Origin of the sequence: Lampropedia aestuarii, assembly GCF_004803635.1 — a bacterium.
GTDB classification, from domain to species: domain Bacteria; phylum Pseudomonadota; class Gammaproteobacteria; order Burkholderiales; family Burkholderiaceae_C; genus Lampropedia; species Lampropedia aestuarii.
This window is the reverse complement of sequence record NZ_SSWX01000005.1, coordinates 1-14,194: the sequence shown is the minus strand read 5'-3', so window position 1 is coordinate 14,194 and position 14,194 is coordinate 1. Positions and strand designations below refer to the sequence as shown.

At 60.2% G+C, this 14,194-nt stretch carries 10 protein-coding genes; 9 read left to right on the top strand and 1 reads right to left on the bottom strand.

Annotated features, from left to right (window positions below):
• The first annotated feature begins 15 nt into the window (after positions 1-15).
• The 9 genes from prmA (at position 16) to mnmE (ending at position 12,472) form a co-directional block, all read left to right on the top strand.
• Positions 16-918, top strand: a complete 903-nt coding sequence (gene prmA, locus E8K88_RS04925; RefSeq protein ID WP_136405554.1) for a 50S ribosomal protein L11 methyltransferase — start codon at positions 16-18, stop codon at positions 916-918.
• Positions 919-1,069: 151 nt separating this feature from the next.
• The gene (locus tag E8K88_RS04920; RefSeq protein WP_136405553.1) at positions 1,070-2,641 is read left to right on the top strand and encodes a DUF3426 domain-containing protein; all 1,572 of its coding nucleotides are present in this window, start codon (positions 1,070-1,072) and stop codon (positions 2,639-2,641) included.
• Between the two features lie 138 nt (positions 2,642-2,779).
• Positions 2,780-3,694, top strand: a complete 915-nt coding sequence (locus tag E8K88_RS04915) for a carbohydrate kinase family protein (RefSeq protein ID WP_136405552.1) — start codon at positions 2,780-2,782, stop codon at positions 3,692-3,694.
• Positions 3,695-3,789: 95 nt separating this feature from the next.
• Positions 3,790-5,214: a UDP-N-acetylmuramate:L-alanyl-gamma-D-glutamyl-meso-diaminopimelate ligase gene (gene mpl, locus E8K88_RS04910; RefSeq protein ID WP_136405551.1), complete on the top strand. Its 1,425-nt coding sequence runs from the start codon at positions 3,790-3,792 to the stop codon at positions 5,212-5,214.
• 99 nt (positions 5,215-5,313) lie between these two features.
• Positions 5,314-6,387 carry a DNA polymerase III subunit delta gene (gene holA / locus E8K88_RS04905; protein ID WP_136405550.1) on the top strand — a complete coding sequence of 358 codons (1,074 nt, stop codon included), beginning with the start codon at positions 5,314-5,316 and terminating at the stop codon, positions 6,385-6,387.
• Between the two features lie 167 nt (positions 6,388-6,554).
• Positions 6,555-7,844 carry a glutamate--cysteine ligase gene (gene gshA, locus E8K88_RS04900; RefSeq protein WP_136405549.1) on the top strand — a complete coding sequence of 430 codons (1,290 nt, stop codon included), beginning with the start codon at positions 6,555-6,557 and terminating at the stop codon, positions 7,842-7,844.
• A gap of 17 nt (positions 7,845-7,861) precedes the next feature.
• The gene (gene rfbB, locus E8K88_RS04895; RefSeq protein WP_136405548.1) at positions 7,862-8,917 is read left to right on the top strand and encodes a dTDP-glucose 4,6-dehydratase; all 1,056 of its coding nucleotides are present in this window, start codon (positions 7,862-7,864) and stop codon (positions 8,915-8,917) included.
• 454 nt (positions 8,918-9,371) lie between these two features.
• Positions 9,372-10,265, top strand: coding sequence for a dTDP-4-dehydrorhamnose reductase (gene rfbD, locus E8K88_RS04890; protein WP_136405547.1), 894 nt, complete (start codon positions 9,372-9,374; stop codon positions 10,263-10,265).
• A gap of 773 nt (positions 10,266-11,038) precedes the next feature.
• The gene (gene mnmE / locus E8K88_RS04885; protein WP_136405546.1) at positions 11,039-12,472 is read left to right on the top strand and encodes a tRNA uridine-5-carboxymethylaminomethyl(34) synthesis GTPase MnmE; all 1,434 of its coding nucleotides are present in this window, start codon (positions 11,039-11,041) and stop codon (positions 12,470-12,472) included.
• Between the two features lie 23 nt (positions 12,473-12,495).
• On the opposite strand, the gene E8K88_RS04880 is transcribed toward mnmE, so the two are convergent.
• Positions 12,496-14,142, bottom strand: a complete 1,647-nt coding sequence (locus E8K88_RS04880) for an acyl-CoA synthetase (protein ID WP_136405545.1) — start codon at positions 14,140-14,142, stop codon at positions 12,496-12,498.
• Between the last annotated feature and the right edge of the window lie 52 nt (positions 14,143-14,194).

Sequence of the window (14,194 nt, the reverse complement as noted above, 5' to 3'; positions counted from 1 at the left end):
CATGAAAGCCCCCCAATGTTTGCCCTGACCATTTTGTGCCCGCAAGACAATGTTGATATCGTCAGCGAAGCACTTGAAGCATTGGATGCCTTGAGCGTCTCGGTAGAAGATGCCGATGCGCAAACCGCCGACGAACAAGCCTTGTTTGGTGAGCCAGGCATGGAGCCCGAGCGCCTGGCATGGAACCGCAGCGTCATCACCGCCTTGTTTGCCGAACAGCAAAAAGCCCACGAAGCCCAGCAAATCCTGACCGTGCAAGATTTTTATGCGGGCTGCCACACGCAGTCACTGCAAGAGGTTCCTGACCAAGACTGGGTCACACTGACACAGTCGCAATTCACAGCCGTAGAAATCACGCCTGAATTTTGGATTGTGCCCAGCTGGCATGAAGTCCCAGCCCAGGCCAAGGTCACGATTGAACTCGACCCAGGCATGGCCTTTGGCACCGGCACCCACCCCACCACACGCATGTGCTTGCGTTGGTTGGCAGAGCAAAACGCCGCCGCGCAAGCATTGCACAACAAATCGGTACTCGATTACGGCTGCGGCTCTGGCATTTTGGCTATTGCTGCGGCCAAATTTGGCGCCGCCCCCGTTGATGCCGTCGACATTGACGAAGCGGCGATTGCTGCGACCGCCAACAATGCCGAGAAAAACCACGTTGCGCTGCGCAGTGGCATGCCCGACATCATCTCTGACCAATACCATGTGGTGCTGGCCAACATTTTGGCCAACCCACTGCAGGTCCTGGCCCCCCTGCTGTGCAACCAGGTCGCGCCCGGTGGCCATTTGGTCTTGGCTGGCATTTTGGAGCGCCAAGCCGAGCTGCTCAAAGCCGCCTACGCACCTTGGCTGCAGCTGGAGGTGCACGACAGCGAAGACGGCTGGATTTTGATGGTCGCGCGCAAAGCTGCTTAAGTACACAGCCGCAGCTGCTGCAAACTGATGGCCGTGCAGCAGCCGCAAGCCTGCGCTGCTGTGCTGCCGCAGCGCTTACTCCCACCACAGCAAGGATGCGGCACAATAGCACGGTCCCCATCGGCCCCGAGTCTATTTGCATCCATCCTCAATGACGATGACTTCCAGCACGAGCTTCATCACACAATGTCCGCGTTGTGCCACCAAGTTCAAGGTCACCCAAGAGCAGCTGAGCGTCTCAGAAGGCTGGGTGCGCTGTGGTCGCTGCCAGCATATCTTTGATGCCAACAACCATCTGAGCGAGGGGCCAGGCAGCCCAGCTCAGACCGGAGCGCCGCCGGAATCAGCAGCCCTGCCCGAGCCATCGACTTCGGCCATTGAGTCAGACAAGGCCGACACGGCATCCGCTGCCCCAGAGCAGAGCGCCGAGCCGCTCAGCCCATACCCCGCCGATGCGCAGGAAAGCGCCCCTCGCCCCAGCGAGCGCTGGCTCAAAGAGCTCTCTGACACCTTCTCCCCCACATCGCCTACAGCGGGCTTGGCCATCGCAGCAGCCAGTGCCATCACCGCCCCAGCCAGCAAAGCGCCTGGCCAGCCTGGCGCCAACGAGCACGCTGAGGAAACACCGAACGAGCCAGGCAAAGCGACCGAGGGCGAGCCCGACGGCCTGGCTACAGAGATCCCAGGCCCAGCGCAAACCAGCAGCAGCAGCACCAGTACGCCACGGTCTGCAGCGGATATACCGACAGAGCCCAGCGCGCCTGCTGCTGAGCCAGATCAGGCTGAAAGCGACAGCGACAAGGACAGCAACATCTCCCGCTTCCATGATGAGCTGACGCAATGGCAAAACAAGCAAAACCCACGCCCTGCGTCCGAGCCGCAATTGCCCAAGTCGGCAGCAGCCAGTGCCTTCACCGATGGCCATGCCAGCCCTGTACTGACCCACGCCAGCGGCACGCCAGCGCCAGAGCGCCAGCACAGTCAAGACAAGCACCCAGCCCCAACTGGCGCCACGACCACCGAGTCCGCCGCCAGCCCTACCACAACCGAAGCGGCAGTTGAGCCAGACACCCCAGAGCAGGCAGCCAGCACAGCCGCCGGAGCCAGCGATGCCCCAGAAACCGATGAAGCGCGCGCCGCACGTGAAGAAGAAGAGCGGCTAGAGCGTTACCGGGCCGAATTCAGCGAAACCCAGGAGCTACGCTTTATGCGCGAGGCCGACCAAAAAGCCTTTTGGCGCCGGCCCATCGTGCGCTTGTGCATGGCAGTGCTGGCCTTGCTGCTGCTGACACTGCTGGCGGCGCAATGGGCCTATGTACAGCGCGACTCGATTGCGGCGCTGTCGCCACAATGGAAAGCCCGCATGCAGCAAGCCTGCACTTGGGCCAACTGCCGCATTGTGCCCTTGCAATCGATAGATGACCTGGTGCTCGATGGCTCGACGTTCCAGCACGTTGGCGGCAATCGCTACATCCTGTCATGGACGCTGCGCAATCGCAGCAAGCGCTGGATAGAGACCCCCGCCCTGTCACTGAGCCTGCGCAACGAAGCGGGCCAGACGCTGGTGCGACGCACCATCACCACGGCCGATATAGCACAGTCACCGCCCGAGCTGCCCCCTGCGGGTGCCTGGAAGGTTGAGCAACACATGGAGCTGAGCGACTATGCCAAGGCCATCACCGGCTACCAGTTGCAGATCTTTTATCCGCATGCAGCCCCATGAACCACAGCAAGCCGCCCAAGCCTCTCAGCTGAGAACTTGAGGCAGGCGCACCACACAGCACACGTTCTGTGGCCTCTGCGCAGCTCGCCGAGCTGGCCGCCACGCTCTGCCAATTTTGAAATGTAAAAGGACTTGACCATGGCCGTATTGATTTGTGGCTCCGTAGCGTTTGACACCATCATGAATTTTGATGGCCGCTTTGCCCAGCAAATTATGCCCAACCAGCTGCATATTCTGAACGTCTCGTTCCTGGTGAATACGCTGCGCAAAGACTTTGGCGGCTGCGCTGGCAACATCGCCTACGGCCTGCAACTGCTGGGCGGGCGGGCCGTGCCCATGGCCGCAGTCGGTCAGGACGGAGGCGACTACCTGGCCCGTCTGGACCAATTGGGCATTGACCGCAGCAAAATCCTGCAGCTGAGCGACAGCTTTACTGCGCAGTGCATGATCATGACCGACCAGGACAATAACCAGATCACCGCCTTCCACCCCGGTGCGATGTCACTGGCGCACCAGAACGCCATTGATGGCCTGCCTGCAGATATCAAGTTGGCCATCATCTCGCCAGACGGGCGCGATGCCATGCTGGAACATGCACAACAGCTGACCGAACAAAACATTCCATGGGTATTTGACCCAGGCCAGGGCCTGCCGATGTTCGATGGCGCGGAGCTGCTGCGCTTTGTCGAGCAGGCCAGCTGGGTCACCGTGAACGATTATGAAGGTCAAATGCTGCTGGAGCGTACCGGCCTGTCGTTCGAAGAGCTGTCACGCAAAGTCAAAGGCCTGGTTGTGACCTTGGGCGCCGAAGGGTGTGACATCTGGATCGACGGCCAAAAAGAGCATATTCCTGCGTTGCGCGTCGAAGCAGCACTCGACCCAACCGGCTGCGGCGACGCCTGGCGCTCGGCCCTGCTGTACGGCCTGGAGCGCGGCTGGAGCCTGGCGCAATGCGCTCGCTTAGGCAACGCCGTGGCGGCACGCAAAATCGCCATCCGTGGCCCACAAAACTACACGCTCGAAGGCCTCGATATCGCATCGTTTGCCGCCTAAGCCAGCGCTCGACCACGCGCGCCAATCAGCCGCGCCAGCGCCGATGCTACTCGGCACTGGCTGCGCCCACACTCCCCTACCCATCAGCCCACACCATGCATATCCATATCCTCGGCATTTGCGGTACTTTCATGGCCGGCGTCGCTGCGCTGGCCAAAGCCAGCGGCCACACCGTCACCGGCTGCGACGCACAGGTCTACCCGCCCATGAGCGACCAACTGCGCGCGCTGGGCATTGAATTGATTGAGGGCTATGGCGCAGACCAAGCCAGCATTGGCGCCGATTGCTTTGTCGTGGGCAATGTGGTGAGCCGTGCCCGCCTGGCCGATGGCTGCGCCCGCTACCCACTGATGGAAGCCATTCTGAATCAGGGCCTGCCCTATACCAGCGGGCCGCAATGGCTGTCCGAGCACGTGCTGCCTGGGCGCCATGTGCTGGCCGTGGCGGGCACCCACGGCAAAACCACCACCAGCTCGATGCTGGCCTGGATTTTGGAAGCCAATGGCCAGAACCCCGGTTTTTTGATTGGCGGCATTCCGCAGAACTTTGGTATTTCAGCGCGCTTGGGCAGGCCGGTGCAAGCCGAGCGCCCCAGCTACTTTGTCATCGAAGCCGACGAGTACGACACGGCCTTCTTCGACAAACGCAGCAAGTTCGTGCATTACCGCCCACGCACGCTGGTGCTGAACAACCTGGAATTCGACCACGCCGATATTTTTGAGAACCTGGCGGCGATTGAGCGCCAGTTCAACCACGTCATTCGCACGGTCCCCGGCCAAGGCCGCGTCATCAGCAATGCCGAAGACGCCAACCTGGACCGCGTACTGGAGCAAGGTTTGTGGAGTGAGCTGCGCGGCTTTGGCCATGCCAATACTGGCGCTTTGGCAGACAAAACCTTCAGCGCCAGCGGCACGGACCAGCACTTCAGCGTGCATTACGCCGGGCAGGTCGTCGGCGAGGTGCAATGGGCCTTGAGCGGGCGCCACAACCAGCTCAATGCCTTGGCCGCAATCGCCGCGGCCGAACATATTGGCGTCGCACCCGCACAAGCGGCCACTGCGCTGTCCCGCTTTGAGAACGTGCGCCGCCGCATGGAGCTGCGCGGCAGCGTGAGCGGCGTGCAGGTCTACGACGATTTTGCCCACCACCCAACAGCCATTGCCACCACACTGGAAGGCCTGCGCCGCACACTGCCCGCTGGCGGGCGCATCCTGGCCGTGTTTGAGCCGCGCAGCAACACAATGAAGCTGGGCACCATGGCCGCGCAACTGCCTGCCGCACTGGCCAGTGCGGATGCGGTTTACGCTTACACCTACCAGCTGGGCTGGGATGTCGCCGGTGCCTTGGCGCCACTGGGCGACAAAGCCCACAGCTTCGAGCAACTGGATGCGCTGGTACAACGCCTTGCGCAAGACAGCCAGCCAGGCGACCACATCGTCTGCATGAGCAATGGCAGCTTTGGCGGCATCCATGCGCAATTGCTGGCCGCGCTGCACAATCAGCACCAAGGCAATACCTGAGTGGCCTACGCGCAGATGTCGCAGCACTGCCACGCCGCGTTTGGTCAGCACGGCATAGAGCCGTTATAGTGCAGCCATCTTTTCACGCACCGAGTCCCCATGCCTTTGACTTTGCAACAACTGGCGCCACAGCTTCAAAAGGGCTTGGCGCCGCTGTACCTGCTGCACGGCGATGAACCGCTGCTGGAGCAAGAGGCGCTGGATGCCATTCGCAGCGCTGCCCGCGCGCAGGGCTTTCTTGAGCGCACCGCCTTTGTTGGCGCCGCCACGCAATTCGACTGGTCGGCCGTGCAAGCGGCCAGCGCCAGCCAAAGCCTGTTTGCCGACAAGCAAATCGTTGAAATTCGCCTGCCCACTGGCAAACCGGGCAAAGACGGCGCTGCGGTCTTGCTCAAACTGGCCGAACAAGCGGCCCAAGACACCAGCGCGCAAGACAATTTGCTCATCGTCTTGCTGCCACGCGCCGACCGCACCATGCAACAAACCCCGTGGTTTGCTGCAATGGAGCGCGCTGGCATCAGCTTGCGCATCGACCCGATTGCCCGGCGTGACATGCCCGCTTGGCTGGCCCAGCGCCTCAAAGCCCAAGACCAGCATGTGGCCGCCGGTGACGAAGGCCTGCATGCGTTGGCTTTTTTCGCCGATTGCGTTGAAGGCAATCTGATGGCCGCGCACCAGGAGGTGCAAAAACTCGGCCTGCTCTACCCGGCCGGTCTCATCACGCAAGCGCAGATCGAAGCGAGCGTGCTCAACGTCGCCCGCTACAGCATCAACGACTTGTCAGAGGCCATTTTGCTGGGCCAGTCGCTGCGCAGCCAAAAAGTGCTGGACGGCTTGCTCGCCGAAGGCGAAGCGCCGGTGCGGCTGCACAGCGTCCTCAGCGCCGATGTGCTGAGCCTGTACTTTGCCAAACGCGCGATCGACGAAGGCCTGCCGCTGCCCCAGGCGCTGCGGCAAGCGCGTGTCTGGGGCCCGAAAGAAAAATTGTTTGAACGCCTGCTGCCACGCCTGCGCCTGCCGCTTGTGTCGCGGCTGGTGCAATCGGCCCATATTGTCGATGGCATTAATAAAGGCTTGAAATTCCCTGCCTGGCCCCAAGATGCCCCCAGCGCCTTGCAACGCTTGGTCATGCAAATGTGCCGCGCTGCGCAAGCGCCTCTCTCTCGCCGCTAAGGACGCCGCCGCTGCGCCGCCCTGGCCTTCACCGGCTTGGCCTGCCAGTATCCCGCTCTTGGCTGCTGCCTCCTGTCTCCCGTACTGCGGGGTTTGCGTATCCAGCCCTCTGGTGCTTGGTCACACTCCTCTCCTACAATTAAACGGTTTTATTTCTGAGGACACCTATGGTTCCGCACCTCGTTACCGCGCTGACTGGCCCTATCAGCGAACTTGAGCAACGTATTCTCGAATCCATGCCCGCTGTCGAGCGCTGGTTCCGCCTCGAATGGATGGAGCACACGCCGCCGTTTTACAGCTCGGTCGATGTGCGCAACGCAGGCTTCAAGGTCGCACCAGTGGACACCAACCTGTTCCCTGGCGGCTGGAACAACCTGACCCCAGAAATGCTGCCACTGGCCGTACAAGCGGCGATGGCGGCGATTGAAAAAATCTGCCCAGAAGCACGCAACTTGCTGCTGGTGCCTGAAAACCACACGCGCAACCAGTTCTACCTGATGAACGTCGCAACGCTGGCACGCATCTTCCGCGCCGCCGGAATGAATGTGCGCATTGGCTCGATCAGCCCGGAAATCACCGAGGACACGGCCATCACCTTGCCCAATGGCGAAGAACTGGTGCTTGAGCCAGTGAACCGCAGCCAGTACCGCCTGGGGGTCAAAAACTTCGATCCGTGTACGATCTTGCTCAACAACGACCTGTCGGCTGGCGCACCTGGCATTTTGGAAGACATCAACGAGCAATTCCTGCTGCCACCGCTGCACGCAGGCTGGAACGTGCGCCGCAAAACGCACCATTTCAAAGCCTACGAAGAAGTCGCCAAACGCTTTGGCAAAATGCTGGGCATCGACCCCTGGCTGATCAACCCGATCTTCGGCCACGCCAATAAAGTCGACTTTGCCGAAGGCAATGGCATCGAAGCGCTGCAGGAAAGCACCCACAGCGTGCTGACCAAAGTGCGCAAAAAATACAAGGAATACGGCATCAACGACAAACCGTATGTGGCCATCAAGGCCGACAACGGCACCTATGGCATGGGCGTGATGATGGTCTCAGACGCAGCCGAATTGGCCAGCCTGAACCGCCGCACGAAAAACAAAATGTCGGTGATCAAAGATGGCCAGCAAGTGAGCGACCTGATCATCCAGGAAGGCGTGCCAACGATTGAGAACATCGCAGGCGCCACCGCCGAGCCAGTGGTCTACATGATGGACCGCTACGTGGTCGGCGGCTTCTACCGCAGCCACGCCAGCAAAGGCGCAGACGAAAACCTCAACGCCCCAGGCGCGACCTTCATGCCACTGGCCTTCGAGCCTGAGCACGTGATGGACGCGCAAGGCCATCCCGGCGAGCTGCTGCCCAACCGCTTCTACATGTACGGCGTGATTGGCCGCTTGGCCATGCTGGCAGCCAGCTACGAGCTGGAGCAAACCAACCCTGAAGCAGAAGTGTATTAACTCTGAGGCGAAAGAACATGATTCTTGTGACTGGCGGCGCGGGCTTTATTGGCGCCAACTTTGTGCTCGACTGGATTGCCCAAGTGGGCGAGCCGGTAGTGACTCTGGACAAACTCACCTACGCAGGCAACCGGGCCAACCTGGCAGCCCTTGAAGGCGATGGCCGCCACACTTTTTTGCAAGGCGACATCACCGATGGCGCCTTGCTGGAGCAGTTGCTGGCCCAGCACCAGCCACGCGCCATCGTGCATTTCGCCGCCGAAAGCCATGTGGACCGCTCCATCCATGGCCCGGAAGACTTCATCCAGACCAATGTGATTGGCACCTTCCGCCTGCTTGAAGCGGCCCGCAGTTACTGGAATGGTCTGCAAGACCAAGCCAAAGCGGCCTTTCGCTTCCTGCATGTCTCCACTGACGAGGTTTACGGCTCGCTGGCACCTGAGGCGCCCGCATTTACCGAGCAGCACGCCTACGAGCCCAATAGCCCATACAGCGCCAGCAAGGCCGCCAGCGACCACCTGGTGCGCGCCTGGTTCCACACCTATGGGCTGCCGGTGCTCACCACCAATTGCAGCAACAACTATGGCCCGCTGCATTTCCCTGAAAAGCTGATCCCGCTGGTCATCACCAACGCCTTGGCCGGCAAGCCACTGCCCATTTATGGCGATGGCCAGCAAATCCGCGACTGGTTGTTTGTCAAAGACCACTGCAGCGGCATTCGCCGCGTGCTCGAAGCCGGTCAATTGGGCGAAACCTACAACATCGGCGGCCACAACGAAATGGCCAACATCGACATTGTCAAACGCATCTGCGCACTGCTCGACGAGCTGCGCCCCCGCGCCGACGGCCAAGGCTACGCCACGCAAATCACCTTCGTCAAAGACCGCCCCGGCCACGACCGGCGCTATGCCATTGATGCCAGCCGCATGCAAAACGAACTGGGCTGGCAACCTGCCGAGACCTTTGACAGCGGCATTCGCAAAACCGTGCAGTGGTATTTGGACAATGCTGCCTGGGTTGAGAACGTGCAAAGCGGCGCTTACCGCGACTGGGTGCAAAAGCAGTACGCGTAAACACGTTCTGAAACACCAACGTTTGCGAACCCGCTGAACTTCAAGCACCACTAGAGCACTGTATGCCCAAGCCCAATCAACGCTCCGCTAAACTCCGTTGTTTCAATGCACTCTGCAGTCTGGCACTAGTGGGCAGTTTGCTTGCATTGTTGTTTTTGGGTTGGCATTGGGCGGCCGCCTCAATGGCCGCACTCGCATTGGCAGGTGTTGTTGCGCCGGTGGCTGTGACAGCCGACAGTGCGCTCGCCATCATGCAAGAAAGTGTGCTGGCCATACTGGATTGGTCTGCTGGCTATCGTGCAATGCATCACGGCAGCGGTATCGGCGGTTTTTAGCTGAAAACAACGCGCGCGACCGAACTACAGAGGCCATGATGAAAGGCCCAATGCCCCTGCACCTGCCAGTGTGGAAGGCAGCGCAGTTAGACTCAGGTTTGGACCGACAGGAGCTTCCAATGAAAATACTATTACTCGGAAAAAACGGCCAAGTGGGCTGGGAACTGCAACGCAGCCTCAGTGTATTGGGAGAGGTGGTTGCGCCTGAGCGCGGCGATCCAGTACTCAATGGGGATTTGGCCAATCTGGAGTCGCTGCGCGCCACCGTGGCGCAGGTCGCACCGCAGGCCATTGTCAATGCCGCCGCCTACACCGCCGTCGACAAAGCCCAGAGTGAGCCCGAGCTGGCCCACACCATCAACGCACTGGCCTCCGAAGTGCTGGCCGAAGAAGCCGTCAAGCTGGACGCCTGGCTGGTGCACTACAGCACCGACTACGTGTTCGATGGCAGCGGCCAAACACCGTGGAGCGAGAGCGATGCCACAGGCCCTTTGTCGATCTACGGCCAATCCAAGCTCGATGGCGAAAAACGCATCAGTGCCAGCGGCGCCAAGCACCTGGTATTTCGCACCAGTTGGGTCTATGGCGCGCACGGCAATAATTTTCTGAAAACCATGCTGCGCTTGGGCGCAGAGCGTCCTGAGCTGCGCATCGTCGCTGACCAGATTGGTGCGCCCACCGGCGCTGAATTGCTGGCGGACGCCACAGCGCAAGCCTTGCGCCAGGCTTTGGTGGGCAGTCCGGCGCTCAGTGGCATTTACCACTTGGCCGCCAGCGGGGAAACCGATTGGTGCCAGTACGCGCAGTTCGTGTTTGAGCAAGCGCGCTTGTGGCTGCCAGAGCAAGCCTTTGCCCGCACGCAAGCGATCACCTCGGCCGAATACCCAACGCCTGCCGCACGCCCACACAACTCGCGCCTGAACACCGAGCTGTTTCAAAACACCTTTGGCCTGCGCTTGCCCGCGTGGCAAGAAGGCGTGGCCCGTGTGGTGCAAGAGTTGCTCAAGCGCTAAGCGCGTTGTGATAGCGCGAAATCTGCACACTCCTCTCGCACGCCAGAAGAAGCCCCCACAGGGGCTTTTTTTATGGCTGGCGCACAGCAAGCGCCTGCTACGCAACACCAGCCGCTTCCATCTTTCCAGATAGTCCAGCGACGGCATGCGGCAATGGCCTCATACGAGGTGCACAGGCCCTACCTTGACGCATCTGGGCACGCGTGGGCACGTGCGCGCGCGGCGGGATGATTGGCAAGATCAGCCGCTCAATGGGACATACCACGTATTGTGAGCAATGCATTGTGCGGTACTTGGGCCTAGACCACGTCGATGCACGCATCACCTGAACCGACCTGCTTGCAATAGCCCATGTGTGCAACCAAGACCCAATACATGGCCCATATCACCATCGACTGGCAAACCACGCCCAAGCTCAACACCGTCCTGACCACCGAGTGCCGCTCCAAGCGCTAACGTGGTTATGAGAACCTGTTGGACCGCGACTTCACCAGCTACCGCACCTTGTGTGCAGCGGACGACAACAGCGGCTATGACGCGCCCCTCCAGGATGACTACAACCACAAAGCCGCACGCCACAGCTTTTGAACCAGCCTGAGCGCACGCTTTTAAACATTCAAGCCAAGCGCTGCCTCTTAGAGACTGTTCTTCAGCACCGCTTGTGCAGACCCGGCCCTGCTGCCACTATGATCATGGCTTGGAGCCTGCCAATGCCCGCACACCAACACGCGCATGTGTCAGCCTCCCTCCCCTTAGATTCGCCACGACCGCCTATGCACACCGCCGACAAACACCCCATCATCGCCATTGCCACTGCTTCAGGACGGGGGGCGGTTGGCATCGTGCGTATCTCTGGCCGTAATTTGCGTGCTTGGGCGCAGCAGTGGCTAGGCCAAGAACTCAAAGCCAGGCATGCCCACTACCTGCCGTTTCCTGATGCAACAGGACGCGCCATCGACCAAGGTTTGGCGCTGTTTTTCCCAGCACCACACTCCTACACCGGCGAAGACGTATTGGAGCTGCAAGCCCACGGCGGCCCCATCGTGCTGCAAATGCTTGTGGCACGTGCCATGGAAACGGCCAGCGCGCAACAAGACAACACCGCTGCCAACACACAAGCATGGCTGCCCAACTTGCGCTTGGCCGAACCGGGCGAATTCACGCGCCGCGCCTTTTTGAACGACAAGCTCGATTTGGCCCAGGCCGAAGCCGTGGCCGACCTGATTGATGCCAGCACCGAAAGCGCTGCCCGCAGCGCCAGCTTGTCACTGAGCGGTGCATTCTCTGAAGCCATTCACACGCTGCGTGATGGCTTTACCCATTTGCGCATGCTGGTCGAAGCCACGCTGGACTTTCCTGAAGAGGACATTGATTTTCTGGAAGCTGCCAATGCCCGTGGCCAACTGGCGGATTTACGCGCCCAACTCACCACCATCGGCCAGCGCGCCCGCCAAGGCGCACTGCTGCGCGACGGCATGCACATCGTCATTGCGGGCCAGCCCAATGCCGGCAAAAGCTCGCTGCTCAACGCACTGGCCGGCGCGGAGTTGGCCATCGTCACACCGATTGCAGGCACGACCCGCGACAAGGTCGAGCAAACCATCCAGATTGAAGGCGTGCCGCTGCACATCATCGACACCGCCGGCCTGCGCGAGACCGACGATGTGGTCGAGCAAATCGGCGTGCAACGCGCCTGGGAAGCGGTGGACAAAGCCAATGTCGTGCTGTTCTTGCACGACAGCGCCCAAGCCAACAACAGCGCCTACCAAGCCGGTGACGCAGCCATTCTGGCGCAGCTACAAGCACGCCTGCCTGGCCATGTGCCAGTTGTGGATGTGTGGAATAAATCCGATCTGACCGGCACAGATGTTGCGGCTGTTGCAGCGGCTGAAGGTGCTGCGCTACACATCTCGGCCAAAACCGGCCAAGGCCTGGACGCGCTACGCCAGCAGCTGCTGCAACTGGCCGGGCATGAAACCGTCACCGAAGACATTTTCACCGCCCGTGCTCGCCACCTGCAAGCACTGGCCGAAGTGGACGAGCACCTGGGCAATGCCGAAGCCCATATCGACAGCCCCGCCCCGGCTTTGGATTTGCTGGCCGAAGAGCTGCGCCTGGCGCAATTGGCGCTGAACCGCATCACCGGCGAGTTCAGCGCCGATGATTTGCTGGGGGTGATTTTTTCAAGCTTTTGTATTGGCAAATGATGCGCGTCTAAAGCGCGCCTCACTCACACATCAATCGCCTGCGCAGAACCGACCTGGTTGCGCAACTCAAACTTCTGGATCTTGCCGGTGCTGGTTTTTGGCAAACTGCCAAACACCACGGCACGCGGCACTTTGAAGCCAGCCAAGTGCTTTTTGCAGTGCTGCACAATGTCTTCTGGTGTCACGTCAGCACCCTCTTTGAGCTCAACAAACGCACACGGAGTCTCGCCCCATTTGGCATCCGGCTTGGCCACTACGGCAGCGGCCAGCACTGCCGGGTGGCGGTAAAGCGCATCTTCGACTTCAATGGATGAAATATTCTCACCGCCAGAGATGATGATGTCTTTGCTGCGGTCCTTGATTTTGATGTAGCCATCTGGGTATTGCACGGCCAAGTCACCGGAGTGGAACCAGCCGCCAGCAAAGGCTTTGTCGGTGGCTGCCGGGTTTTTCAAATAGCCTTTCATCGCGATATTGCCGCGGAACATGATCTCGCCCATGGTTTCACCATCCCATGGCACAGGCTGCATGGTCTCGGGGTTGAGCACCTGGGCGTCTTGCTCCATGTGGTAGCGCACCCCCTGGCGGGCATTCAATTGGGCACGCTCGCCGATGTCCAGGTTTTGCCAGGAGTCGTGCTTGGCACAGACAGTGGCCGGGCCATACACCTCGGTCAAGCCGTAGACATGGGTCAGATCAAAGCCCATTTCTTCCATGCCTTCAATCATCGAAGCCGGTGGCGCTGCGCCAGCGACCATGGCCTTGACACCGGTTGGCAAGCCTTCTTTGAGCGCAGCCGGCGCATTGACCAGCATGCCGTGCACAATCGGCGCGCCACAGTAATGTGTGACGCCATGGTCACGAATGGCATTGAATACAGCGGTCGCTTCAACACGGCGCAAGCACACATTCACACCTGCGCGCGCAGCCACCGTCCACGGAAAGCACCAGCCATTGCAGTGGAACATCGGCAAAGTCCACAGGTAAACCGAGTGCTTGGGCATGTCCCATTCAAGAATGGCAGAAATGGCATTGATCGCCGCCCCACGGTGGTGATAGACCACGCCCTTGGGGTCGCCGGTCGTGCCGCTGGTGTAGTTCAAGGCAATCGCATCCCACTCATCGGCTGGGCGCTGCCAGTCAAACTGTGCATCGCCATCGGCCAGAAATTCTTCGTAATCCAACGCGCCTTCGAGCTGCACCGGCGCCGGTCCGTACAACTCGTCTTGCACGCTGATGATGGTTTGCAAATGCTGGGTTTTGCGCAGCGGCAATGCCTGGGCGATCAAACCTGCAAACTCAGGATCGACAACCAGCACTTTGGCCTCGCCGTGGTCGAGCATGAAGGCAATGGTTTCTGGATCGAGCCGAGTATTGAGTGCGTTCAGTACAGCGCCAGCCATGGGGACACCAAAATGCGCTTCGACCATCGGCGGTGTATTGGGCAGGATCACCGCGACCGTGTCATTTTTCTGCACGCCAACACGTTGCAACGCACTGGCCAGTTGGCGACAGCGCTGGTAGGTCTCTTGCCAGTTGCGGCGCAACTGGCCATGCACGACGGCCAATTGCGTAGGATAGACCTCAGCGCTGCGGCGAATAAAGTCCAAAGGTGTGATCGCAGAGAAATTCGCTGCATTGCGATCCAAATGTTGGGTGTACGCATTCATCGTGCCTGGCTCCAGATTTTTTAAAATAGGGGGAAAAATGGCCTCAGTTGTA